We start from the raw sequence: 23,257 nt of genomic DNA on the forward strand, positions 1-23,257 counted from the left end.
CAGGGAAATACGTGGAAAGGCTGGTGTCAGGTAATGGCAAATCCCAGTCCGTTCCATAAAATGAAGTGATTCGGTCTCCGGGGGTTTGCCGTCCCATTTTGGTAAGCTTCTCGAATGGAATGATTCCATCCCGAGGTATAATCTCCCACTGGGAGCAAGAGGGCGTAGGCGATTGAAAGTCGATGTTGATATCCGCAGGCTGTCTGCCAAGCCTATGGAGGGCATGGGTAAGCCCTTGCCGCGCGATCAGCTTGCTAAAAACGTCGCAGCCACGGCTGCTGCCGGTAACGTTGCAGGCGCACTGGATCTGCTCGTAACCTACGCTGGCGCCTCGCATTATCTGCTGGCGCGGGATGATCTTCTCGAAGAAACCGGACTGAAATTCATCGTCACCTCCGACTGGCCTTTCGATCTGGTCCGCAGGCTTGGTATCGAACTGGCCAACAGCCAGAACAGATCGAGCGAAATGGAGAAATGCCTTTCGCTTCTGCAGCCGCGGCTGCTCTTCCTTCCCGACGATGTTTCGGTTCCCTACGGCATAGATCGGCAATATTCGGCGCTGTCTTTCTGTGTGGGACGCATCCGGCTTTCGCTGCTGCTGCTGTTTCCCGAAGAAGCCGTGCCTTCGCCGGAAAGGCTGCGCGAAATCGCCCTGCTGACGGGCTATTGCGTCAGCTTCGGCATTGCCAGCGAAGCAAAGACCGTGCGCGATATCGATCTTACGGAGCGCGAGCTCGAATGCCTGTTCTGGATCGCGGAAGGCAAGACGAGCGATGAAATTGCGATGATCCTTGGCATTTCACGCAATACGATCAATAATTACATTACAAGCGTGATGCGTAAAACCGCGACGAAAACCCGCTCGGAGGCAATTGCCTATGCCGTGCGCAACAACCTCGTATAATGGTCGGACGGATGGTACAGACGAAAGACAATGAGGGTTCAGGTCAGACGGGCATGTTTTACCGCAGCCCTGTCGTGACGAGCCGGTCGGATCTTTTTCCGAAGCTCGTCGCCATGCAGAAGCTGGTCGGCGCGCGCAATTTCGTGGTGACGAAGGCTGCCGCTTCCGGTTTCCCCAACAAGAAGAAGCTGACCTGCGAGCTGGAAAACTGGGGCATGAATGCCGCGGAGCAGAGCGCGCAGTTCATCCGCGCCGTCGGCGACATTCTTCTCGATCATATCGAGACATCGCTCCTGCCGGTCATCTGGCGCAACAAGAATGCCGGTGGCTTTGCCGATCTTCCCGATGTGCCCGCACTTCTGCGCCGCATCGAGAACGACACATTGCCCTATGCGGGGCTGGCGCTTCCGGTGCGGCTCGGCACCATCGGCAACGGTTATATCGTCTTCTGCGGCACCAACCTCGTTCTCGACAATGAGGTCGTGATCGAACAGCACATCAAGTGCTGCGAGATCATGGTGGACATGCTGGCGCTGGACGAGCGCAAGGCGGCGCCTTCAGAGGCGCTGAGCGAGAGGGAAATCGCCTGCCTGCAACTGGCGGGGGACGGCCGTATCAGCGAAGAAATCGCGGTCAAGCTCGGGCTTTCCGTGCACACCGTCAACGCCTATCTCGGTTCGGCGACGATCAAGCTCGATTCCGTCAACCGCATCCAGGCGATCGCCAAGGCCATCCGGCTCGGCTATATCCACTGATGGCGGACGGGTTTTCCCGTCCTTCATAAGCCGGCAGGCACCGGCCCGGCTTGTGCCCCGCTAAAAGGCGCTATCGACACTTCGCGTTTTTTTAACAGTTGCCTACTAGAACTTTTATAAGTTTGGCTTTGGGGAACTGTTTCATGCACAACCGGCTCTTTAAGTCCGTTGCCGGCAAGGTCGTCGCCTTGACGATCGGCCTGATCACGCTCAGCGTGGCGGCAGTTGGTTTTTCGACCTACATTCGCTTGAAGGACAACATCATCACCACCGCGCTGCGTGATACGCACAGCGCAATGCGCGGCATGGCCATCCTCTATGAGATGAAGGTCGGCGGCGTTGCTCTCGAAATGGTGGATGGCGAGTTGAAGAGCGTCGGTCGCGCCAGCATCGGAACGATGCGTGACAATGACCTCGTCGATCGCACGGCAGCCGGTAACGGCGGTATCTCTACTGTTTTTGAAGCCAAGGCCGGCGAGTTCATTCGCCTGACCACCAATCTGAAGAACGAAAAGGGTGAGAGAGCGGCAGGCACCAAGCTTGCTACCGATCATCCCGCTTTCCCGAAAGTCTCCAAGGGAGAGGCCTATTTTGGCACCGCCACGCTGTTCGGCACCAGCTACATGACCGGTTATATGCCGGTTACGAACAAGACCGGTGCAACCGTCGGCATCCTGTTCGTGGGCGTTCCCATGGATGTCTACGATGCGCAGATATACAGCCTGCGCGACATGATGCTGATCTGCGGCGCGCTCGCCATGCTTGGCGTCGGATTGCTCGCCTATTTCGTCATCAAGCGCACGCTTCAGCCGCTTGGCAAGCTGACCGATGCGGTGAAGTCCCTTTCGGACGGCAATCTCGACACGCCGATCCCCTACGCCACCAACACCAATGAATTCGGCAATATCGCCCGCGCGCTGGTGATTTTCCGCGAGAATGCGATCGAGAAACTGGTGATTGAGGGCAAAAGCGCCGAGGAACGCTCCGCAGCCGAGTCCGAACGTCACCGCAACGACGCCGAGAAACAGGAGCTCGACGGACAGATCGAATTTGCGGTCGGCGAGATTGCTTCAGGCCTCGGCAGGCTCTCGCGCGGCGATCTGAGCCGCACGATTGAGACGCCTTTCGCTGGTCGTCTTGATCGTCTGCGCACGGATTTCAACGAATCCCTTCTCAATCTGCGCGATGCGCTGGGGCAGATCCGCGAGCGCACGCTCATCATCCAGCATAGCGGCTTTGAAATCGAGCAATCGTCGGTCGATCTGTCGAAGCGCACCGAAAATCAGGCCGCCTCGCTGGAAGAAACCGCCGCCGCCGTAGATGAAATCACGGTTACCGTCAGATCGTCGGCCGAGCGGGCGCGGGAGGCCAATGAGGCCGTGCGCATCACCAAGCAGAGCGCCGACAGCTCCGGTTCGGTCGTCAGCAACGCCGTCGACGCCATGGGCCGCATCGAAGACGCCTCGCGCAAGATCGAGCAGATCATCGAGGTCATCGATGATATTGCCTTCCAGACCAACCTCCTCGCCCTGAATGCGGGCATCGAGGCGGCGCGCGCGGGTGAGGCGGGCAAGGGTTTTGCCGTTGTGGCGCAGGAAGTGCGCGAGCTTGCCCAGCGCTCCGCCGACGCGGCCCGCGAGATCAAGCAGCTCATCAACCAGTCGACGCATGAGGTCAGCTCCGGTTCGAAGCTGGTGCAGGAGGCGGGCACGGTTCTTTCCGCCATCAGCCAGCAGATCGTTACCGTCAGCCAACATGTCGAAACCATCGCGACGGCGACGCAGGACCAGTCCTCCGCGCTTCATAACGTCAACAGCTCCGTCAACCAGATGGACCAGATGACGCAGCAGAATGCGGCGCTTGCCGAACAGTCGAGCGCGGCCAGCCGGGTACTGTCAGGCGAGGTGGAAGCGCTGCTCGATCTGGTGCAGCGGTTCCAGATGGAGCAGGGTTCGGCGACCGGCAGGGATCGCTACAATCAGGCGGCCTGATACGTCTGTTTTTTGAAGGTCAAAACCGCTCCCGGATCGCAAGGTCCGGGAGTTTTTATTCGGCCGCTGCCCGCACCGTACTGGATATCTGGTTGATATAGGCCCGCAGCGCCGCCGGTTTGACCGGTTTGTGCTGAACCGAAATCCCGTATTTTTCGGCATCGCTGCGCACTTCCGGGCTGCGGTCCGCCGTCACCAGCAGGGCAGGGATCGTCTTGCCGTAAAATGCCCTGATGAGACGGATGGCGCTGATGCCGTCGCCATCGTCCAGATGGTAATCGGCGACGATGACGTCGGGGGCTGCGGTCAAAGTGAGGAAGGGTTCCTCCAGCGTCGCCACGGAACCTGCGGGTAAAACCTCACAACCCCATCCCGTCAAGAGCAGCGTCATGCCCTCGAGGATTTTCGGCTCGTTGTCGATGCAGAGCACCCGGACGCCCTGAAGGCGGTCGCTGGCTGCGGGACTGATTGTCCCGCCATCGACTTTGGCCGGTACGAGGCGATCTGCCTCGCGCGGCAGGTGGATGCGGAAGGTCGTGCCTTTTCCCGGGGTGGAAATCAGCTGTACCGGATGGTGCAGCATGCGCGACAGCCGGTCGACGATGGAAAGGCCGAGCCCGAGGCCGGATGCCGTTCTTGCACCCTCGTCCAATCGGGCGAACTCCTTGAAGACAGTGCGAAACTTGGATGAGGGAATGCCGATACCGGAATCCGTCACCTGAATGACCACTTCGCCGCCCCGGCGGCGCGCACCGACGACCACCTTGCCCTTCAGCGTGTATTTGATGGCGTTGGACACCAGATTCTGTATCAGACGCCGCAGGAGATTGGGGTCGGAGCGGACCGTGAGCGAGGTTGGCATGACCACAAGGTCGAGGTTCTTTTCCTGCGCCATCGGCGCGAAATCGGTTTCGATGCGTTTCAGCAGCTCATTCAGCGGCACGGATGTCATGCGCGCCTTCATCGAGCCGGTGTCGAGACGGGAAATATCGAGAACCGCGCCGAGAATGGTTTCGACCGATTCCAGCGCCGAATCGATATTGTGGACGAGATCGCTTTCTCCCGATGCGCCAAGCCGTTCGACCAGCGAGGAAGAATAGAGGCGGGCGGCATTCAGCGGCTGGAGAATATCGTGGCCAGCGGCGGCGAAAAACCGTGTCTTGCCGATATTCGCCTCGTCGGCGGATGCCCTCGCTTCCGCCAGTTCGCGGTTGACGCGGGTAAGCTCCACGGTTCGCTCCGCCACGCGCTGCTCCAGCGTCTCGTTTGCCTGTTTCAGCGCCTGATCGCTCGCCACACGCTGGGTAATATCGGTGAAGGTGGCGACGATGCCCTTGTCCGGCATGGTGTTGGAGCGCACTTCGATGATGCGCTCGCCGCCCGCCAGCACCAGCGAGAAGGGCAGGTCCATGGTCAGGAAGCTGGTAATCAGCTCGTTCGTGTCGCCGTCAGGCATGTCGCCGCGTTCCTGCAGCATCGAAACGATATCCGTCAGCGGTACGCCGACCTGCCCGAATTGCTCGGGCAAATCTAGCAGCGTGCGGAAGCGCCGGTTCCAGATGGTCAGCTGCTGCGAACTGTCGAAAACCGCAATGCCCTGATCCATCTGGGCGAGCGCGGTCTGCAGCATGTCCTGATTATATTGCAGGGCCTCGCTTGCCTGATCGAGCAGCCATGCCGTGTCCGCGCTGGTATCTTCCGCCTTCTGAAGAATAATCGAAAGCACCAGGCGGGCGGAGGAGGAGCCGATGGCGCTGCCCAGCAACTGTTCGGAGAAATGGATCAACGCCATGTCCGCCGGCTGGTCGTCATTGAGCTTCCTGCCCGCCGTCTTTTCATAGGTCGCGAGTGACCGCAGCATGCGCTCCTCGCCGAGATAACGGGCGACCGCGCTTTTGAGGTCGCCGACGCTGACACGGGTTTTCCAGCCGCGTGTCGCAAATTGCGATTTCGAGTGGCGCTTGACGAAGATGCCGGACTGGATGCGCTCCACCGGCCTCGGATTGCGCGAAAGCGAGCCGAGCACGAAAGCAAGGCTGTTGACGAGCAGGCTGAGAATGACCGCATTCACGAACGGATCGGCTTCAGGCCCGTTGAACACCGTGCTGCCGGAAAACAGGAAGCCGAGAATATTCGCCGCGACCTCGGAATTATCCGGCCCACCGAAGCTTGGCAGGAACAGCAGATAGGCCCAGACGAAAAAGCCGGAACTCAGCCCGGCTATTGCGCCGCGCGCATTGGCGCGCCGCCAGAAAAGCCCGCCGAACAAGGCAGGGGCCATCTGGGCAATGGCGGCGAATGCGAGAAGGCCGATGGAGGCGAGGCCCGTGGCGCTGTCGGCGGCACGATAATAGCCATAGCCCAGAAGCAGCACCGCAAAGATTGCCGTTCTGCGGATGTTGAGCAGCGTCTTGGCGAAGTCGTCCCGATGCGGAGAACGGTTCAGCAGCTTCTGCCGCAGGAAGATCGGCATGACGATGTCGTTGGAAATCATGATCGATAGCGCCACCGAGGCGACGATCACCATCGCGGTCGCCGCCGAAAATCCGCCGATGAAGGTGATCAGCGACACGACCGGCATTTGGTGATTGAGCGGCAATTGCAGCACGTAGAGGTCGGCATCGCCATTGGCGCCGAGCGTCAGAATGCCGGCCAGCGCAATCGGCAGCACGAAGATGTTGATCGCGATGAGATAAAGCGGCAGCAGGAACCCCGCCATGCGCAGCTCCTGCGGCGTGCGGTTTTCAACCACGGTGACGTGGAACTGGCGCGGCAGCAGGATGATGGCGAAGCCGGAAAGCAGCGTCATCACGATCCAGCGGCTGACGGGCGTGTGATAGGATATGGCCCGCATGGCCTGTTCGTTATCGGAGGCGAGCTGCCATAGGTGCACGGGACCGTCGAAGAGCACGAAGAGCACATAAAAGCCGACGGTGCACATGGCGACGAGCTTGACCAGCGATTCCATCGAGATCGCCAGAATGAGCCCGTCCTGATGTTCGGTGGCATCGGTGTGGCGGGTGCCGAACATGACGGCAAACCCCGCCATGACGATGGTGACGACCAGCGGCAGATCGAGGAAATAAAGATTACCGCTGCCAATGCCGTAATCGCCAGGATCGACCATCGTCGCCACCGAGCTGGAAACGGCTTTCAGCTGCAGAGCGATATAGGGAATGGCGCCGACGAGAGCGATGATGGCGACGATCATCGCCACGGTTGAGTTCTTGCCGTAACGGGCGGCAATGAAATCCGCAACGGACGTCAGCTTTTCCGTTTTCGCCAGTTCGACGATACGGCGGATGATCGGCATGCCGATGGTGAAGGCAAGGATCGGACCGGTATAGATGCCGAGAAATTCCAGCCCCCTGTCTGCCGCAAGCCCCACACCGCCGAAATAGGTCCAGGAGGTACAATAGATCGCCAGGCTGAGCGCATAGACGAACGGACGCCCCTTGTTCGGAGCGTTTCTTTTGCGGCTCTTCCTGTCCCCATAGCTTGCAACCGCAAACAGCAGCAGGACATAAGCGAAGGCCGAACCGAATATGATCCACCCAGGAAGCACGCATCCTCCCCATGCAAGAATTCCCTGATATCAAGCATAGGCGAATTCCACGCCGTTGAGAATGAGCGCGGTCTGAGCATAAAGTTCAAGGTGAGCGTGCAAAAAAGCTAATAAATGCAATCCCGCGGATTCCAAATGAAGCCCGGACCCTATATGGTTCGACCCGTAGGGACAGTCACATAGCTTCAGCTCGCGAAGCAGGAGAGAGGGACAATCTGAATGCTTAACGAATTTAAAACCTTCATTGCCCGCGGCAATGTCATGGATCTGGCCGTGGGTGTTATTATCGGTGCGGCTTTCAGCAAGATCGTCGACTCCGTCGTCAACGATCTCATCATGCCGATTGTCGGCGCCATCTTCGGCGGGTTCGATTTTTCGAACTACTTCCTGCCGCTGAGCTCCAGCGTCAACGCCACGTCGCTCGCCGCCGCACGCGATCAGGGCGCCGTCTTCGCCTACGGCAATTTTCTGACGGTTCTCATCAACTTCCTTATCCTGGCCTGGATCATTTTCCTGATGGTCAAGGGCGTCAACAAGCTTCGTGATTCCGTTGAGCGCAAGAAGGTCGAGGAAAAGCCGGAAGCAGCACCGCCGCCGGAAGACGTCAAGCTCCTCACCGAAATCCGCGATCTGCTGAAGACGCGTTGATTGCCGCCATCGTCCCCGGCCTGATGTGCCGGCCCATGAGGCCGGCGATCTCCTGCCGGGGATGACCCATAAAGAAAATCCATGATCGCCTCACGGAATATCATGCACATGGCTGGTTCGATGCGATAAGAAGGCACCAAACGGAGTGTCTTTAATGTCCATTTTGAACAGTCTGAGTGCGCGCTCTCTGGCGGCTCCCGAGAGCGGCATTGTTGAAGTCGTGAATTATGCCCGGGGGCGGGACAATCTCCTGCCGCTGTGGGTCGGCGAAGGCGATCTGCCTAGCCCGGACTTCATCAATCAGGCCGCCATCGATGGGCTGAACAACGGCGAAACCTTCTATACCTGGCAGCGCGGCATTCCCGAATTGCGCCAGGCGCTGAGCCGTTATTATCAACGTCATTTCGCAGCATCGCTGCCGCCGGAACATTTTTACGCGACCGGTTCCGGCATGCAGGCCATCGTGCTTGCCGTGCAGGCGCTGACCTCGCCGGGCGACGAAATGGTCTATCTGTCTCCGACATGGCCGAATATCGTGGCTGCCATCGGCGTGGCGGGTGCGAAGGCGGTTCCGGTCGGTATCGATTTCCGCGACGGCCGTTGGGATCTCGATATCAACAGGCTGGAAAGCGCGATCACCGGCAAGACGAAGGCGCTTTTCATCAATACGCCCTCCAACCCGACCGGCTGGACGGCGACGCTCGACAATCTCCGCGACGTTCTGGCTCTCGCCCGCAAACACGATCTGTGGATCGTCGCCGACGAGATTTATGCGCTTTATCACTATTCCGGCAGCCGTGCGCCGTCCTTCCTTGACGTCATGGAGCCGGACGACAAGATCGTCTTCGCCAATTCCTTCTCGAAGAACTGGTCCATGACCGGCTGGCGCGTCGGCTGGCTTGTCGCCCCGCCGGCCATCGGTCAGGTGATCGAGAATCTCATTCAATATTCCACCTCAGGCGTGGCGCAATTCATGCAGCGCGGCGCTGTCGCCGCCCTCGATCACGGCGATGGTTTCGTCCGCGAAAATTACGAACGCGCTCTAACCTCCCGCGACATTCTCTGCGATGCGCTCATCGCGACGAACCGTGTGGAAACCCTGAAGCCCGACGGCGCCCTTTACGCCTTTCTCAAGATTGATGGCGTGACGGACAGCCGGGCGACGGCGCTCGATATCGTCGACAAGACCGGGGTTGGTCTTGCGCCCGGCACGGCCTTTGGCCCGGGAGGGGAATTGTTTCTCCGCGCCTGTTTCCTGCGCAACCCCAGGCAGATAGAAGACGCGGCCGAGCGGCTGGCATCCTATATCCTCGGCAGGTAAGCGTCGGCTTTCCGTTTAGTGGTTTCCCCTGCCGTGCCGGGATCGCGCTGCGGTAGGGAAATCGACAACAAAATCACAGCGAAGACCTAAAACTGCAACCCCACGGCGCAACCATCGACGTGGGGCATTTTCTGTGATATGCGCTCCTTGTTCCATTTATGAGAACATTTTCACTAATAGATAAAAAGCACTTCATTGCGCTAACCAATCGTAAGCCACCTTTTTAATGGGGCGGTGGATTGGCCGCGTAATCGCTGTGCAAGTAATCAATGATGAAGAATTATTGGCTTTGATGAGCTCAAGAAAAGCAAACAGGGAAGTAGTGTCATGGCTGTTCTGGTCACGGGTGGGGCCGGTTATATAGGAAGCCACATGGTGTGGGCTTTGCTCGATGCCGGGGAAGAGGTCGTTGTTGTCGACCGGCTTTCGACGGGGTCGCGCTGGGCAGTCGCGCCGGCGGCGCGTTTTTATCTGGGCGATGCGGCGGACCGCGCCCTGCTGGACCAGATTTTCGAAGAAAACCGATCGAGACCATTTTCCATTTCGCAGGCTCTGTCAGCGTTCCTGAATCGATCAGCCAGCCGCTCGAATATTACGAAAACAATACGGGCACGACCCGCGCCCTCGTCGCTGCGGCGGTCGCCCATGGCATCCGCAATTTCATCTTCTCCTCGACGGCCGCCGTCTATGGAAACCAGCCCTTTGATGGCCCGGTTCCTGAAACCGCGATCCTCAGCCCGGAAAACCCCTACGGCCTGTCGAAACTCGCCTCTGAAATCATGCTGCGCGATGTCGTGCAGGCGCATGATTTCAACTATGTGGCGCTGCGTTATTTCAACGTCGCCGGAGCCGACCCGCAGGGCCGCGCCGGGCCTTCGCCCACGGGCGTGGCAAACCTCATCAAAGTCGCCTGCGAAGCCGCAACCGGTCGCCGCGACCGGGTGGAAGTTTACGGAACGGACTACCCGACCGCCGATGGCACCGGCGTCCGCGACTATATTCATGTCAGCGACCTGATCGACGCCCATATGCTGGCCATGGCGCATCTGCGCGCCGGCGGCGGCACCCGCACGCTCAATTGCGGTTATGGCGTCGGTTATTCGGTTCTGGACGTCCTGCAGGCCGTGCAGCGGGAATCGGAACGCGATTTCCCGATCATCCATTGTCCGCGCCGCCCTGGCGATATTGCGACCATGGTGGCGGATTCATCGCGTATCCAGTCGGAACTGGGCTGGCGTCCCCGCTTCAACGATCTGGCGACAATCGTTCGCACCGCGCTTCAGTGGGAGGCCAAACGTCAGGCCCAGCAAAGCGACAGGATTCCGCCGGTGCGGCGCAAGCTGGCTGCAATAGGCTGAGCGGCCTACGCCTCACCGGACACGGTCTTTCTTGACGGACGCATAGAGCGCCGGCCGATCCGGTGGAGCGGCTGGGCTAAGCCAGCGATCCCGGTCGAAGAAACTGCGTGTCAGCTTCAACCCCGGCGATTGTTCGTTTGCGAGCAAAATCACGTTCAGGCGATGCGGCGCCGTCGGTTCCGGTTTTATGGAAACCGAAATACCGAAATGTTGTGCCTGATAGGGCTGCATCCGGCGTGCCGGCTCAAGCATGTCCGCCAGATCGGCCCAGCGTGTCTGTCCGATAATCATGGCGAGCGCTTCATCGAGCTTCGTCAGAACGGCCGCGCCGTCCGGTGTCTTGGGCGCAACGGCCTTCATCCGGATGGAGCGAATTTCTCCCGAGGCTTCCCCCCTGATTTCAAGAAAGAGCGATGCCCGCTCGGCCGGGTCCGATGCGTTTCCTGCCGCAAGATCGGCCATGCATTCGAAATTGCGGATGTTGACCGGGCTCGCGTGCCAGCCTCGCGGGTTGGAGAAACCTGCGGCGGTAAAGCGGTCGCAGAGCTCCTTGCCGGAAACAACGAAATCGCGGGCGAAAGATGCTCTGTCGCCCACTTGCTCGAACTTCAGCAGATGCGGCGGCAGAGAGACTTTTTGGACGGCGAGTTTCTGCCGCTTGACGGGCTTCATCTTCGGTGGCGTGGCGGATTGTATGGCGGGCGCCAGATTGAGATAGGCCAGCAGGCTTTTGAGGTGCTTCTTGTCATTGGCCAGCAGCACCGTCGCGCCTATGGCAAGGCAAACGGCCAGCACCGCAAACAGCAGCGCGCCATGGCTCACTCTCTTTTGCAAGCCTGCGTCCATCGCAAGACCTTAAGGGGCTGGCGGAAAAAGGCGTCAGCCGGTTCTGATATGGTTTTTCGGGCTGTCGGCAACCCGGTGAATATGTGGTGTGAGCGGTGGCTCTGAAAATCTTATGCAATTCACCGCCGAGGTTTCCGGCGGTGCACGGTCTCATTCGGCGTTATTTTTAGCGCCGTCCTGTCCGCCGGCGCTGCTCTCATCGTCCGCAACCGGAATGGCGTAGGAGCCGTTCAGCCAGCGGGCGAGATCGAGCGAGCGGCAGCGATCCGAACAGAAAGGATAGTCTTCGCGCGTCGAGGGCCGCCCGCATTCCGGGCATGGCTGGGATTTGCGAAGCGGGGTGACGTTTCCAGCGCCTTCGGTGGGGGACTTTGCCATGGCCTATCCTTCGAGCCAGCCCGAAGTCACCTCAAATCCTTCTCCGGAAAGAAGCGACATGGTTTCATAAAGCGGCAGGCCGACGACATTGGTATAGGAGCCGGTCAGTTTCTGCACGAAGGCGCCGGCAATGCCCTGGATGCCATAGGCTCCCGCCTTGCCGCGCCACTGGCCCGACGCGATATAAGCCTCGATCTCCCGCGTGGAGAGGCGCTTGAAGCGCACCTTGGTCTCCGCCACCTTCTGGCGGATCTTGCCGCCGGGGGTCACAAGGCAGATGCCGGTATAGACCCAATGGCTGCGTCCCGAGAGAAGATGCAGCGCCGCCGAGGCCTCTTCCGTATATTCGGCCTTGCCGACGATGCGGCGACCGACGGCGACCACCGTATCGGACCCCAGAACATAGGCGTCTTTCCACGTCTGTTCGCTTTTCAGCGCCACCTGCGCGGCTTCCGCCTTCTGCAGTGACAGACGACGGCAGAGCGTGCGCGGATGTTCGAGCTTGGCCGGCGTCTCGTCGATATCCATCGGCATCAGACGTGCCGGTTCGATACCGATCTGATGCAGCAGCTCCAGACGCCGCGGCGAGCCGGATGCCAGAACGAGCTTTTGTTTTGAATTGGTCATTGCGCTGCCCGGGCGTCCGATGCGGAAGGTGGATTACTTGAAGCGATAGGTGATGCGGCCCTTGGTGAGGTCGTAAGGCGTCATTTCGACCAGCACCTTGTCGCCGGCCAGAACGCGGATACGGTTCTTGCGCATGCGGCCCGCCGTGTGGGCGATGATTTCGTGGTCGTTCTCAAGCTTCACGCGGAATGTTGCGTTCGGCAGCAATTCGGTTACGATGCCCGGGAATTCAAGGACTTCTTCTTTTGTCATGTAAGGGTTTTCTTCCTGTTGATAGTGCCGGACATATCGAGTCCGGGAAAATTGCGCGGAAACTACACAATCCCGGCACATTTGTGAACCTCTAAAGCATCGGCTTGAAAATCGCGATTGATTTTAACAGGCCGAGGCAGTTTTCAGTCTTTTGAAAGCGTATCCGCCACCGGCTGCTGCCGCCTCGGCAGTCGTTCAGAGATCAGCTTTGCCAGATGGTCCCGCACCTCGCGATAGGCGTCGAGAATCTGCTCGCGCGTGCCTGTGATCACCGTCGGGTCCATGGTCGGCCAATAGACCACGTCGAGCGAATTCGAGCGGGTCAGCTCCAAGGCTGCGTGGTGGGCTTCCGGCGTCAATGTAATGATCAGATCGAAAAAATCATCCTCGATCTCGTCCAGAGTGCGCGGTTTGTGCTTGCCGAGCGAAAAACCCTGTTCCTCCAGCACCGCATCCACGAATGGATCGCGCTCGCCGGCCCGCACCCCGGCGGACTGGATGTAGATGCCGGGCGCCACCAGCCGTTTGGCGATGACCTCCGCCATGGGGGAACGGATGGAGTTCATGCCGCACATGAAGAGGACCGATTTGGGCGCTCGTCCCTCGTTTGGCGCTGCGGCAGGATCGATCATCTCTAACCCCGCCAATAAAGCACGCAGACAAGGGTGAAGAGGCGGCGCGCCGTGTCGAAATCTATCCTGATCTTGCCCGAAAGCCGGTCCATCAGCGTCTGCGAGCCATCATTGTGAATGCCGCGCCGGCCCATGTCGATCGCCTCGATCTGGCTCGGCGTAGAGGAGCGGATCGCTTCGTAATAGCTTTCGCAGATCAGGAAATAATCCTTGATGATGCGGCGGAACGGCGTCAGCGACAGAATGTGGGTCGCGACATCCTTCTCGTCTTCGGTGCGGATCGAAAAAACCAGCTTGGCATCGACCAGCGATATATGCAGCCGATAGGGGCCGCCATCATGGCCGAAAGGTTCGAAGCTGTTTTCTTCGATCAGGTCGAAAATGGCGACGGCGCGTTCATGCTCAACGTCGGGCGTGGACCGGCCGATGCTGTCGTCCAGTACCACGTCGCAAAGCCGGAAATCGCCTGAAGCCATCGCTTAACTTTCCGGATTGAGGCGAATGGAGACGGAACGCGCATGCGCGTCCAGTCCCTCGGACCGGGCAAGGGTGATGGCCGCGGGTGCAAGCTGTCGCAACTGCTCCGGCCCAAGCCGCAGGATCGAGGTGCGCTTGACGAAATCCAGCACCGAGAGGCCAGAGGAGAAGCGCGCCGACCGGGCCGTCGGAAGCACGTGGTTGGAGCCGCCGACATAATCGCCGATCACTTCCGGCGTATGGCGTCCGACGAAGATCGCGCCCGCATTGCGGATATGCGCCATCAGGGCATCCGGGTCATCGACGGCAAGTTCCAGATGCTCGGCGGCGATGCGGTTGGCGAGCGGAATGGCGTCGGTGAGCTTTTCGACCAGAATGACCGCGCCGAAATCGGCCCAGCTTGCCGCCGCCGTCTCGGAGCGTGACAGGCGCTTCAACTGTCGCTCGACAGCGGCTTCAACGGCCTTGCCGAGTTCGGCATTGTCGGTGATGAGGATGGATTGCGCGCCGCGATCATGCTCCGCCTGCGCCAGAAGATCGGCGGCAAGCCAGTCGGGATCATTGTCCCTGTCGGCAATGACAAGCACTTCGGAGGGACCGGCGATCATGTCGATGCCGACGGTGCCGAAGACCTGGCGTTTTGCGGCCGCCACATAGGCATTGCCGGGACCGACGATCTTGGCGACCGGTGCGATGGTTTCCGTGCCATAGGCAAGTGCGGCGACGGCCTGTGCGCCGCCGATGCGATAGATTTCTTCGACGCCCGCAATACGCGCCGCAGCCAGCACCGCCGGATTGACCGCGCCGCCATTGGCCGGCACGACCATGACGATGCGCTCCACACCGGCGACCCTGGCAGGCACGGCGTTCATCAGCACCGAGCTTGGATAGCTCGCCGTGCCGCCGGGCACATAAAGGCCCACAGCTTCGATGGCGGTCCAGCGCGAGCCGAGGCCCACGCCGATATCGTCCTCGTAAATATCATCCTTCGGCATCTGCCGCGCATGGTGTTTTTCGATACGCCGGGCAGCAAGTTCAAGCGCCTCGATGACGCTCTTGTCGACGGCGGCAAAGGCCGCATCGATCTCGTCCGCCGTGACACGCATCGAGACCTTGGTGAAATCGATACCGTCGAATTTCTGGGAATAATGGGCAAGGGCCGCATCGCCGCGATGGCGGACATCGTTGATGATGTCGCGAACGGTTGCGTTGACGTCTTCGGAAACTTCTCTCTTGGTTGTCAGGAAGGCCGCGAATTTCTGTTCGAAATCCGCCGACGCCTGCTCCAGCCAGATTGCCACGCCATTACCCTTTCATTGTCCCCGCGGGCGATCCCGCGAGGTGCACGAACTTACCGCAGAAAAATTGCGGCTCTGGTATGTGGCATAAATCGAAACGGTGACGAAAGGCAACCGTTGCAATGGCGCGGTGTGCCTATTCGCTGTCTGGATGGTGCGGTTTGGCAGCGGTTTCCCAGGCGCCGCTCACATCGGTCAATTGCGCCTCGATGCATTCGACATCGAGCGCGATGGCGCCGCCGCCCGAAAGCGTCAATTCCACGGCTCCATCAGGTCCTTCGCCGTTCTGCACAAAGCGGATGGCAAGAAGCGACAGCACCTGTTCCCTGTCGGCGCGGTTGATGCCGTGCGAGCGGACGGCCGAGACACGTTTCAGGAAAACGACGCTGCGGCAGCGTTCCGGCGGCAGGTTCTTTTTGTCAGTGCTTTCCCAGACGAAACGGTTGGCGGAAAGCGTGAATTGGCCGTGCTTCGGCTCGAAGGCAACATCCTTCAGCTTGAAGACACTGTCCTGCATATGCGTCGAGATGACGGAGAGATCTTCAGTATCCAGCGCGAGCAATTTCAGGCCGCTCATCTTTTTCTTCCTTCTTCTGCGGTGCGGACCGCTATTTCCATGACTTACATTGGAAATAGGCAGTCCGGGCCCACTCTGCAACGGGTAGAAAACGGATGAGCGGCAAAGACAGGATCAATCGCTGACGCGTTCGACCAGCGCACCGCAGCGGGTGAGCTTTTCCTCGAGGCGTTCGAAGCCGCGATCGAGGTGGTAGACGCGCGACACCATGGTCTCGCCTTCCGCCACGAGGCCGGCAATGACCAGCGACACGGAAGCGCGCAGATCGGTGGCCATGACAGGCGCACCCTTCAGGCGGGAGACGCCCTCGATGCGGGCCATCTGGCCGGAAAGCGAAATCTTCGCGCCGAGACGGGCGAGTTCCTGCACATGCATGAAGCGGTTTTCAAAGATGGTTTCGGTGATATGCGAAACACCCTGCGAACGGGTCATCAGCGCCATGAACTGCGCCTGCAGGTCGGTGGGGAAGCCGGGGAAGGGCTCGGTGACGATATCGACCGGCTGGATGCCGTTGCCGTTGCGCACGACGCGAAGGCCTGTCTCCGTCTCGCTGATCGTGGCGCCTGCAAGCCTCAGCGTGTCGAGCGCGTTGTCAAGCAGCGCTGCGCGCGTGCCTTCCAGCACCACATCACCGCCGGTCATTGCCACCGCCATGGCATAGGTGCCGGTCTCGATACGATCCGGCAGAACGCGGTGGCGCGCGCCGGAAAGCGAGGTGACGCCTTCGATGGTGATGGTGGAGGTGCCGGCGCCTTCGATCTTCGCGCCCATGGCGATCAGGCATTGCGCCAGATCCACCACTTCCGGTTCGCGGGCGGCATTGTGGATGACGGTGGTGCCGCGGGCAAGGCTTGCGGCCATCAGCATCACATGCGTCGCGCCGACGGAAACTTTCGGGAAGGTGTAAACCGCGCCGATCAGGCCGCCCTTGGGCGCTGTGGCGTTGATGTAGCCGCCATCGATCTCCATCGTTGCGCCGAGCGCCTCGAGGCCCTCGATGAACAGGTCGACCGGGCGCGTGCCGATGGCGCAGCCGCCGGGCAGGGAAACGCGGGCGCGGCCCTCACGCGCCAGAAGCGGGCCGATGACCCAGAAGCTTGCGCGCATCTTGGAAACCAGCTCGTAAGGTGCGGTGGTATCGACAATGGTGCGGCAGGTGAAGTGCACGGTGCGGGAATAGGCTTCGCCCTGGCTTTCGCGGCGGCCATTGACGGAAATATCGACGCCGTGATTGCCGAGAATGCGGATGAGCTGCTCCACGTCCGCCAGATGCGGCACGTTTTCGAGCGTCAGCGTGTCGCTGGTCAGAAGCGATGCGATCATCAACGGCAAGGCGGCGTTTTTCGCGCCGGAGATGGGAATGATGCCGTTTAGCTTGTTGCCACCCGTAATTCTGATGCGATCCATGCGTCCCTACGGGCCTGTGCCCGCCTTTCTTTATCGTGCCTTGCGGAAAGGCGCGTCCTTAGACGAATTTCCGCGGCGTTTCAATTTATGCTTGGTGAATTCTCTATGAGGATGATTCGTCCGTTTTTGCGGCAGGCAGGCCAATCGTCTCGTCCTCTTCGCCGGCACGGCGCGCGCGAACCTGCTGTTTGCGCTTTAAAAGATTTTCACGAAGCTTTTTGGCCGCCCGCGCTTTGCGCTCCGCCTCGCGCTGCCGCGCCTTTTCGCCGGGGCCCGCCTGCGGCTTGCCATCGGCCACCGGGGCGGATGCTTCCGCGGAAGCGCCGGCGGAAACCGCTGCCTTTGCCTGTTTGTCATGATGTTCGTTCATAGATTCAGCAATATCTGAAAAATGTATTTTTCAACAGGGGGCACGCTTTTTTGCCCCGCTTGATGAAGAATATCGTTTTGCGACTTGCGCTCGTCAAAAACCTATGGCAATAGGCCGCCACGCTTGATGCTGAAGCAAACGCTTCGGCACCGGATGCTGCTATAGCTCAGGGGTAGAGCACTCCCTTGGTAAGGGAGAGGCCGAGAGTTCAAATCTCTCTAGCAGCACCATTTTTTCCCAAAATATATCAATTCGTTAGCCAAAATTGGCGTTCTTTTTCTGCCGACCCGAAACGCCGCGACGCGACAGAACAAGTCGTGAATACTCGTCGAAATCCGTGCAGTATGTTCCTGTCCCGTTCTGCTCTAGGTGGGATATTGATGTCGTTAGCTTGGCAGGATAGCAGGGTCGATGCCTCGGACCACGTAGGGACGGGACGCGCGGGTCAGTCAGACTAGGCTCGTGATGGATAGAGGACTATGGCTGGTTGTGCCCCAAGCCGGGCCGCTGATTTTGAACGAAATCAGCGGCTTGTTGCGCTGTTGGACACGCCGCTTTTCCATGTGCTTATTATGGTTTTTCAAAAAGTGTCCAACACCATTTTAATGGTCTCCCACTTCCGATGCAGTTACGCCACGCATCTATTCGGTGGATAAGTCGCAAGCGTTAACGCGAATGTACATAAGCCGCCTAAAATTCAAATTGACCATGCGCGGGCCTTCGGCGCTGATAGCTCCAGTTCACAAAAATGGAGCAGCCCGTGTCTACGAATAAGCACATCGACAATCTCAACAGCTTGCGCGAACAACTAGTCGAACTGCGACGAGCCCGTGCCGAGTACGGAGTGAAAAACGATCCCGAGAATGCCGCACTGCATATCGCGGAAGTTCAGAAGCAGATTGACGCTCTGGATAAAGCTATCGAGGATGAAGCGGCGCTTTTGCCCGCTAAGGTCACCGTCAAAAAGATAAAATTATAAGAGACCGGCTCGTGGGTGGCACCGCGAGCCGCGCACTTCGTCCTGCTTTATGTGGCAGTAAAATTTATTCACCCCGAGAAACACGCCTACAACATCAAGCACTTGGGGCGCCTTATTTCTTAGAACATTTGGTGTTTTTGTTCTTCCTCATGAAGGGCGGCGCGTTGACTCCCTTGTTCACTTCGCATTGACTCAATATTGTTTTGAGATCGATATTTTGAGTACGTACTATGCCAGAACCGATAGCTGTATACGGTCTCAATCGAGTGATTTTCGACAATTCGATCTCTTTGAGCGACAATATCATACTCGATCAAGGAAGATGGTCTCTGGTGGCGCTGGTTGAGGCGATTGATCGCTTGTATTCGATACTAGCTGGGGACAGGTTGCTCAGCAATATGTACGTTGATCCCCAAATCGCAGACATGCTCCACGTCATTACCCATCACCATGGGCTGGCTGCATCCATCCTTCTAAACACTACGCCGCGAGGCAACAAGGAAACCAAAACGATCTATGATGCGAGGATCAGGCGACATCAGTACATTCAGTCCCGGCTAGGCGGCGTCCAGTTTCCTACTTTGCAAAACAGGAAGCTCCGAAATATCTTGACGCATATGGAGGATCATTTGGCTCAAGAGCTTCAGCGGCCAAATACCGCTTGGGCAATTGACATGGCCATATTAAGCGAAGACCAATTTGTAATAGAAAAGAGACCCGGAACCCTCATAGAATATTGCCGGACCTATGTCGCGAGAACTAACACGATACGCCATTTAGGCTATACAATTTCCCTCACCGATCTGCGTGAGGAAGCATCAAAGTTCTTGTACATGGTATGGGGAATGTCCCAAAAGCCGCCGCCTGAGCGACCGGAAATCCGCTACAACTTCATTGAAGGGTTTTGGGAAAAGCACTACGAAAACCTGCCATCGCCCGGTTAAGCTGCCGTTTATTTTGGGAAAAATTAGCGGTGCGTGAACTAGTTTGACACCATGCAAATGTTCAGTTTTCACCGAAACGTTCAACGCTTGACTCTCTCCTAAAATAAGAACATTCACAGAACAAAAGAGAGCAAAGAGACATGTCTGACGCTGAGAAAATCATCGTGGTGCAGTTTAAGCAGGCTCGCGGTGGCATTGCGCCGGGTGATATGCGGCCCGCCACGAGCGCAGCATCCGCTGAAAAAATGGCGAGCGCCATGGCACCGCGTCACATCGGCGTAGCGGCAAATGGAAAACCGCGCCCCTTGCGAAGCGCGGTTTCCATATCCGAATATTCTGTTGCTGCCAGAGCGGGACGAAACCGCCCGTAGCCATCGGGCGCCGCTTACTGACGGAATAGCGACAGGATATTTTCGGAGCTGGTATTGGCGATGGAGAGCGACTGGATGCCCAGCTGCTGCTGTGTCTGCAATGCCTTGAGGCGGGTCGATTCTTCGTTCATATCCGCATCCACAAGGCGACCGATGCCGCTGTCGATGGAGTCGGTGAGCTTGGAGATGAAATCTTCCTGCAGGCCGATGCGCATCTTGATGGAGCCGAGGGCGGAGGAGGCGCTGCTGAGCGACTGAAACGCGGTTTCAACGTCGGTGAGAAGATTGCCGATCGTGTAGGTCGGCGGCGTTGCACTATCGAAAAGTTTGAGATCGATGTCCCATACGGAAATGCCCGAGGCTACGCCGGCCTCTCCGATGATGCCTTTCGTGGTGTCGACCGTTGCCGGCGTGCCGGTCAGTCCAAAAATCACATTGGGTGTTTCTGTCGCGGTCGTCGTATCGATAAGCGTATAGTCGGTTTTCGTAACGTTGACGGAACCGCTGCCGTCACGGACAAAGCCGGAAACGACGGTCTTTGCGCCGGTACCCAGCAACCAGTTTTCACCGCTGAAAGACGCGCCCTGCGCAATCGATTCCAGCTGCTTTTTCAGCTGGTCGATTTCTTCCTGGATCTTCGTCTTGTCGACGCCCTCTTCGGTTGCCGCAACGATTTTCGATTTGATTTCTTTCACGACTTCGACGGCGCTTTCCATTGCAGAATAAGCGACATCGATCTTCGCCGCGCCGAGTCCCAGTGCATCCTGAACCGCGGAAAGGGCCATATTGTCCGAACGCATGGTGGTCGCGATCGACCAGTAAGCGGCGTTGTCGGAAGCCGTTTTAACGCGCAGCCCGGAAGAAACTCTGGATTGGGTGTCTTCGAGCTGGCCGCTGATCGCACGCAGGGTCTGAAGCGCCGACATGGCGGCGGTGTTTGTCAGAATACTTGTCATAATTGCCCCTCTGAGCTGGCTAAATGGGAAGGGACATTCCGGGATCGCCGGAAACGACAACGCGGCGTGATGCCTGTTAACCTCTTTTTCGTCTTGGTTAACGAGTCGTTTCGATGGCTTGATTTAGCGGTGATTTGGTTAATGAAGTCTTAATCAAGAAATTCATGAATTTTGCAGTCAATTGCACAAACAAAAACCGCGCCTTTCGGCGCGGTTGATTTTTTCGCTTTCGGTCTTCGATTAACGGAAGAGCGACAGGATGCTTTCGGAGTTGCTGTTGGCGATCGAGAGAGCCTGAACGCCGAGCTGCTGCTGGGTCTGCAGGGCCTTGAGGCGGGTGGACTCTTCGTTCATGTCGGCGTCCACGAGGCGGCCGATGCCCTTGTCGATGGAGTCGGACAGCTTGGAAGCGAAGTCTTCCTGCAGGCCGATACGCATGGAGAGCGAGCCGAGCTTGGCTGCGGCGCTCGTCATTGCCTTCAGGGAGTTTTCAACCAGCGTCAGTGCTTCGGCCATGTTGGTGGCGCGGTCTGCGGCTGCATACTGGGTGATGTCCAGTGTGTAGACGGACTGGGCGGCGACGGTCGTGAACGTTCCGGTCGTGCCGAGAATGCCGGTCGTATCGGGAACGCCTGCGGAGTCGACCGAACCGAAAAGAGTGTTGCCGGTAGCGGTGCTGTCGAGGGCGTATTTCGTGGTCGTGACGTTAACCGCACCGCCGGTGGAGCGAACGAAGCCAGCAACGACCGACTTGTCCGGGTCCGTGCCGGGCGTGGTAGCGCCGAGGGTCGAAGCGCCTACGAGCCAGTTTTCGCCGTAGAAGGATGCGCCCTGTGCGATCGATACGAGCTGGTTCTGCAGCTGATCGATTTCTTCCTGAACCTTGGTGCGGTCGACGCCTTCTTCAGTTGCCGTGACCAGCTTTGCCTTGATTTCCTTAACGACTTCGATTGCCGATTCCATACCGGCAGAAGCGGTGTCTACCTTGGCAGCGCCGAGGCCGAGAGCGTCGGAAACCGAGGAAAGCGCCATGTTGTCGGAGCGCATGGTGGTCGCGATCGACCAGTAGGCAGCATTGTCAGCAGCTTCGCCAACGCGGAGGCCGGAAGAAACGCGTGCCTGGGTGGATTCCATGTTCTGGCCGATGGTGCGCAGAGTCTGGAGCGCAGACATTGCTGCGACATTGGTAATAATGCTCGTCATAGTAGTGTGCCCCTTGAATGGCTGATTAAAGAAGGGACATTCCGGTTTCACCGGGAACGGCGCACAGCATCATGCCTGCTAACTGGCTGATTTTTAACGTTAGCTCGCCGTTTCGATGAGCTTAGGTAACGCCAGTTTGGTTAATGAATTGATAAGCGGGAAAAGAAAATCAGCATTATGAAAATTCAAAATTACAACTCTCGCGCGTGCGCGCGCGTATCCCGAAATATTTAAAAAAAAGATAAGGCCGCATCCTTATTCGGGATGCGGCCTGTCTGGTGCATTCGGTTCGATTCAGCCTATCGAACCTTTATGCTTTCTGCCCGGATATGCATTTGGTCAGCCCCCGAATGCATGTGGGAAGAAAATGGGTCCCCCAGCCCCGAAGGGCTATGAGAAGTTCAGCTCTTAGCGGAAGAGCGACAGGATGTTCTGCGAGTCGCTGTTGGCGATCGACAGAGCCTGGATTGCCAGCTGCTGCTGCGTCTGCAGAGCCTTCAGCTTGGTGGACTCTTCGTTCATGTCGGCGTCGACGAGGCGGCCAACACCCTTTTCGATGGAGTCGGACAGCTTGTCGGCGAAGTCGGTCTGCAGGTCGATACGTGCAGACAGCGAGCCGAGCTTGGCGCCGGCGCTGGTCATCTTCGTCAGGGCCGTTTCAACGGAGTAAAGAGCGTTGTCCAGGTCATCGGTGCCGACGTTGAGGTCGAGAACGGAAATCTGGGTGTAGGTCTTGGCGCCGACGGTGGTGGTTGCACCGGTAGCGTTCAGGATACCGGAGTTTGCATCGATCGTGCCCGGCGTCGCTTCGGTGTAGAGCATGGACGATGCATCCAGCGCGTAGTCCGTCGTCTTGACGCTGACATTGCCGTTGTCGTCACGGACGAAGCCGGATACGACCGTCTTGGTGGCGTTGGCGGTGGAAACGAGCCAGTTTTCACCGTTGAACGAAGCGCCCGTGCCGATCGACTTCAGCTGATCGAGAAGCTGGGTAACTTCTTCCTGAATCTTGGTCTTGTCGACGCCTTCTTCCTTTGCGGCAACGACCTTGGCCTTGATCTGGGTAACAACATCGATAGCGGCTTCCATACCGGCAGATGCGGTGTCAACCTTGGCAGCGCCCATGCCCAGTGCGTCAGATACTGCGCCGAGAGCCTTGTTGTCGGAACGCATGGTGGTCGCGATCGACCAGTAAGCAGCGTTGTCCGAAGCCGAACCAACCTTCAGGCCGGAAGAAATGCGGTCCTGCGTGGTCGACAGGTCGGAAGCGATGGAACGCAGGGTCGAGAGAGCGGCCATTGCGTTGGTGTTGGTGAGAATGCTTGCCATAATAAATGTGTCCCTTGTTTTTACGAGATACTGGAGTGGGGACATACCGGGTTTGGTATTACCGGTCGC

At 58.5% G+C, this 23,257-nt stretch carries 22 protein-coding genes, 1 tRNA gene and 1 pseudogene; 10 read left to right on the plus strand and 14 right to left on the minus strand.

Features of this window, described 5'->3' with window-relative positions; all coding sequences use genetic code 11:
* Nucleotides 1–172 precede the first annotated feature (172 nt).
* The 3 genes from visN (at nt 173) to L904_RS02255 (ending at nt 3,650) form a co-directional block, all read left to right on the plus strand.
* Nucleotides 173–904, plus strand: coding sequence for a transcriptional regulator VisN (gene visN, locus L904_RS02245; RefSeq protein ID WP_035262791.1), 732 nt, complete (start codon nt 173–175; stop codon nt 902–904).
* 53 nt (nt 905–957) lie between these two features.
* Complete coding sequence (gene visR, locus L904_RS02250) at nt 958–1,659, plus strand: transcriptional regulator VisR (RefSeq protein WP_003522758.1); 702 nt, start codon at nt 958–960, stop codon at nt 1,657–1,659.
* Between the two features lie 143 nt (nt 1,660–1,802).
* The gene (locus tag L904_RS02255; RefSeq protein WP_035262787.1) at nt 1,803–3,650 is read left to right on the plus strand and encodes a methyl-accepting chemotaxis protein; all 1,848 of its coding nucleotides are present in this window, start codon (nt 1,803–1,805) and stop codon (nt 3,648–3,650) included.
* A 55-nt stretch (nt 3,651–3,705) separates the two neighbouring features.
* Here the strand turns inward: L904_RS02255 and L904_RS02260 are convergent, their stop codons facing one another.
* Complete coding sequence (locus L904_RS02260; protein WP_035262784.1) at nt 3,706–7,215, minus strand: hybrid sensor histidine kinase/response regulator; 3,510 nt, start codon at nt 7,213–7,215, stop codon at nt 3,706–3,708.
* 219 nt (nt 7,216–7,434) lie between these two features.
* Between L904_RS02260 and mscL the strand changes: the two genes are divergently transcribed.
* The 3 genes and pseudogenes from mscL (at nt 7,435) to galE (ending at nt 10,542) form a co-directional block, all read left to right on the plus strand.
* Nucleotides 7,435–7,863 carry a large conductance mechanosensitive channel protein MscL gene (mscL, locus tag L904_RS02265; RefSeq protein WP_003522754.1) on the plus strand — a complete coding sequence of 143 codons (429 nt, stop codon included), beginning with the start codon at nt 7,435–7,437 and terminating at the stop codon, nt 7,861–7,863.
* Between the two features lie 154 nt (nt 7,864–8,017).
* A complete protein-coding gene (locus L904_RS02270) occupies nt 8,018–9,184 on the plus strand; it encodes a pyridoxal phosphate-dependent aminotransferase (protein ID WP_035262781.1) in 1,167 nt (388 codons plus the stop codon).
* A 327-nt stretch (nt 9,185–9,511) separates the two neighbouring features.
* Nucleotides 9,512–10,542 (plus strand): annotated as a pseudogene (gene galE / locus L904_RS02275) (UDP-glucose 4-epimerase GalE).
* Between the two features lie 12 nt (nt 10,543–10,554).
* On the opposite strand, the gene L904_RS02280 reads toward galE, so the two are convergent.
* From L904_RS02280 to L904_RS02325, 10 genes are all read right to left on the minus strand, one after another.
* Nucleotides 10,555–11,388 (minus strand): DUF6030 family protein, encoded by an 834-nt coding sequence (locus L904_RS02280; RefSeq protein WP_035262775.1) that lies wholly within the window; start codon nt 11,386–11,388, stop codon nt 10,555–10,557.
* A gap of 150 nt (nt 11,389–11,538) precedes the next feature.
* Complete coding sequence (yacG, locus tag L904_RS02285) at nt 11,539–11,766, minus strand: DNA gyrase inhibitor YacG (RefSeq protein WP_035262773.1); 228 nt, start codon at nt 11,764–11,766, stop codon at nt 11,539–11,541.
* Between the two features lie 3 nt (nt 11,767–11,769).
* Complete coding sequence (locus L904_RS02290; protein ID WP_035262770.1) at nt 11,770–12,393, minus strand: Maf-like protein; 624 nt, start codon at nt 12,391–12,393, stop codon at nt 11,770–11,772.
* A gap of 33 nt (nt 12,394–12,426) precedes the next feature.
* Entirely contained in the window at nt 12,427–12,645 is a 219-nt protein-coding gene (gene infA, locus L904_RS02295) for a translation initiation factor IF-1 (protein WP_003503453.1), read from the minus strand.
* Between the two features lie 143 nt (nt 12,646–12,788).
* Nucleotides 12,789–13,277: a low molecular weight phosphatase family protein gene (locus L904_RS02300; protein ID WP_004432476.1), complete on the minus strand. Its 489-nt coding sequence runs from the start codon at nt 13,275–13,277 to the stop codon at nt 12,789–12,791.
* A gap of 2 nt (nt 13,278–13,279) precedes the next feature.
* On the minus strand, nt 13,280–13,753 hold the full coding sequence (locus L904_RS02305) for a UPF0262 family protein (RefSeq protein ID WP_004432477.1): 474 nt from the start codon (nt 13,751–13,753) through the stop codon (nt 13,280–13,282).
* Between the two features lie 3 nt (nt 13,754–13,756).
* Complete coding sequence (gene hisD, locus L904_RS02310) at nt 13,757–15,055, minus strand: histidinol dehydrogenase (protein WP_035262767.1); 1,299 nt, start codon at nt 15,053–15,055, stop codon at nt 13,757–13,759.
* 133 nt (nt 15,056–15,188) lie between these two features.
* Nucleotides 15,189–15,629, minus strand: coding sequence for a DUF2948 family protein (locus tag L904_RS02315; RefSeq protein WP_004432481.1), 441 nt, complete (start codon nt 15,627–15,629; stop codon nt 15,189–15,191).
* Nucleotides 15,630–15,743: 114 nt separating this feature from the next.
* On the minus strand, nt 15,744–17,036 hold the full coding sequence (gene murA, locus L904_RS02320) for a UDP-N-acetylglucosamine 1-carboxyvinyltransferase (protein ID WP_004432483.1): 1,293 nt from the start codon (nt 17,034–17,036) through the stop codon (nt 15,744–15,746).
* A gap of 103 nt (nt 17,037–17,139) precedes the next feature.
* The gene (locus L904_RS02325) at nt 17,140–17,406 is read right to left on the minus strand and encodes a hypothetical protein (protein ID WP_004432485.1); all 267 of its coding nucleotides are present in this window, start codon (nt 17,404–17,406) and stop codon (nt 17,140–17,142) included.
* A 155-nt stretch (nt 17,407–17,561) separates the two neighbouring features.
* Between L904_RS02325 and L904_RS02330 the strand changes: the two genes are divergently transcribed.
* From L904_RS02330 to L904_RS28585, 4 genes are all read left to right on the plus strand, one after another.
* A tRNA-Thr gene (locus L904_RS02330) sits at nt 17,562–17,636 on the plus strand.
* 530 nt (nt 17,637–18,166) lie between these two features.
* Nucleotides 18,167–18,385 carry a hypothetical protein gene (locus tag L904_RS02335; protein WP_155246277.1) on the plus strand — a complete coding sequence of 73 codons (219 nt, stop codon included), beginning with the start codon at nt 18,167–18,169 and terminating at the stop codon, nt 18,383–18,385.
* Nucleotides 18,386–18,615: 230 nt separating this feature from the next.
* Nucleotides 18,616–19,329 (plus strand): hypothetical protein, encoded by a 714-nt coding sequence (locus tag L904_RS02340; protein WP_020810653.1) that lies wholly within the window; start codon nt 18,616–18,618, stop codon nt 19,327–19,329.
* Nucleotides 19,330–19,469: 140 nt separating this feature from the next.
* Nucleotides 19,470–19,700 (plus strand): hypothetical protein, encoded by a 231-nt coding sequence (locus tag L904_RS28585; RefSeq protein ID WP_020810652.1) that lies wholly within the window; start codon nt 19,470–19,472, stop codon nt 19,698–19,700.
* A 14-nt stretch (nt 19,701–19,714) separates the two neighbouring features.
* Here L904_RS28585 and L904_RS02345 read toward each other — a convergent pair whose 3' ends face one another.
* The 3 genes from L904_RS02345 to L904_RS02355 form a co-directional block, all read right to left on the minus strand.
* Entirely contained in the window at nt 19,715–20,656 is a 942-nt protein-coding gene (locus L904_RS02345) for a flagellin (protein WP_020810651.1), read from the minus strand.
* A 240-nt stretch (nt 20,657–20,896) separates the two neighbouring features.
* Complete coding sequence (locus tag L904_RS02350) at nt 20,897–21,859, minus strand: flagellin (protein ID WP_020810650.1); 963 nt, start codon at nt 21,857–21,859, stop codon at nt 20,897–20,899.
* Nucleotides 21,860–22,267: 408 nt separating this feature from the next.
* Entirely contained in the window at nt 22,268–23,188 is a 921-nt protein-coding gene (locus L904_RS02355) for a flagellin (protein WP_020810649.1), read from the minus strand.
* Nucleotides 23,189–23,257: the final 69 nt, after the last annotated feature.

Origin of the sequence: Agrobacterium sp. LY4, from assembly GCF_001526585.1 — a bacterium.
Taxonomy (GTDB): Bacteria; Pseudomonadota; Alphaproteobacteria; order Rhizobiales; family Rhizobiaceae; genus Agrobacterium; species Agrobacterium leguminum.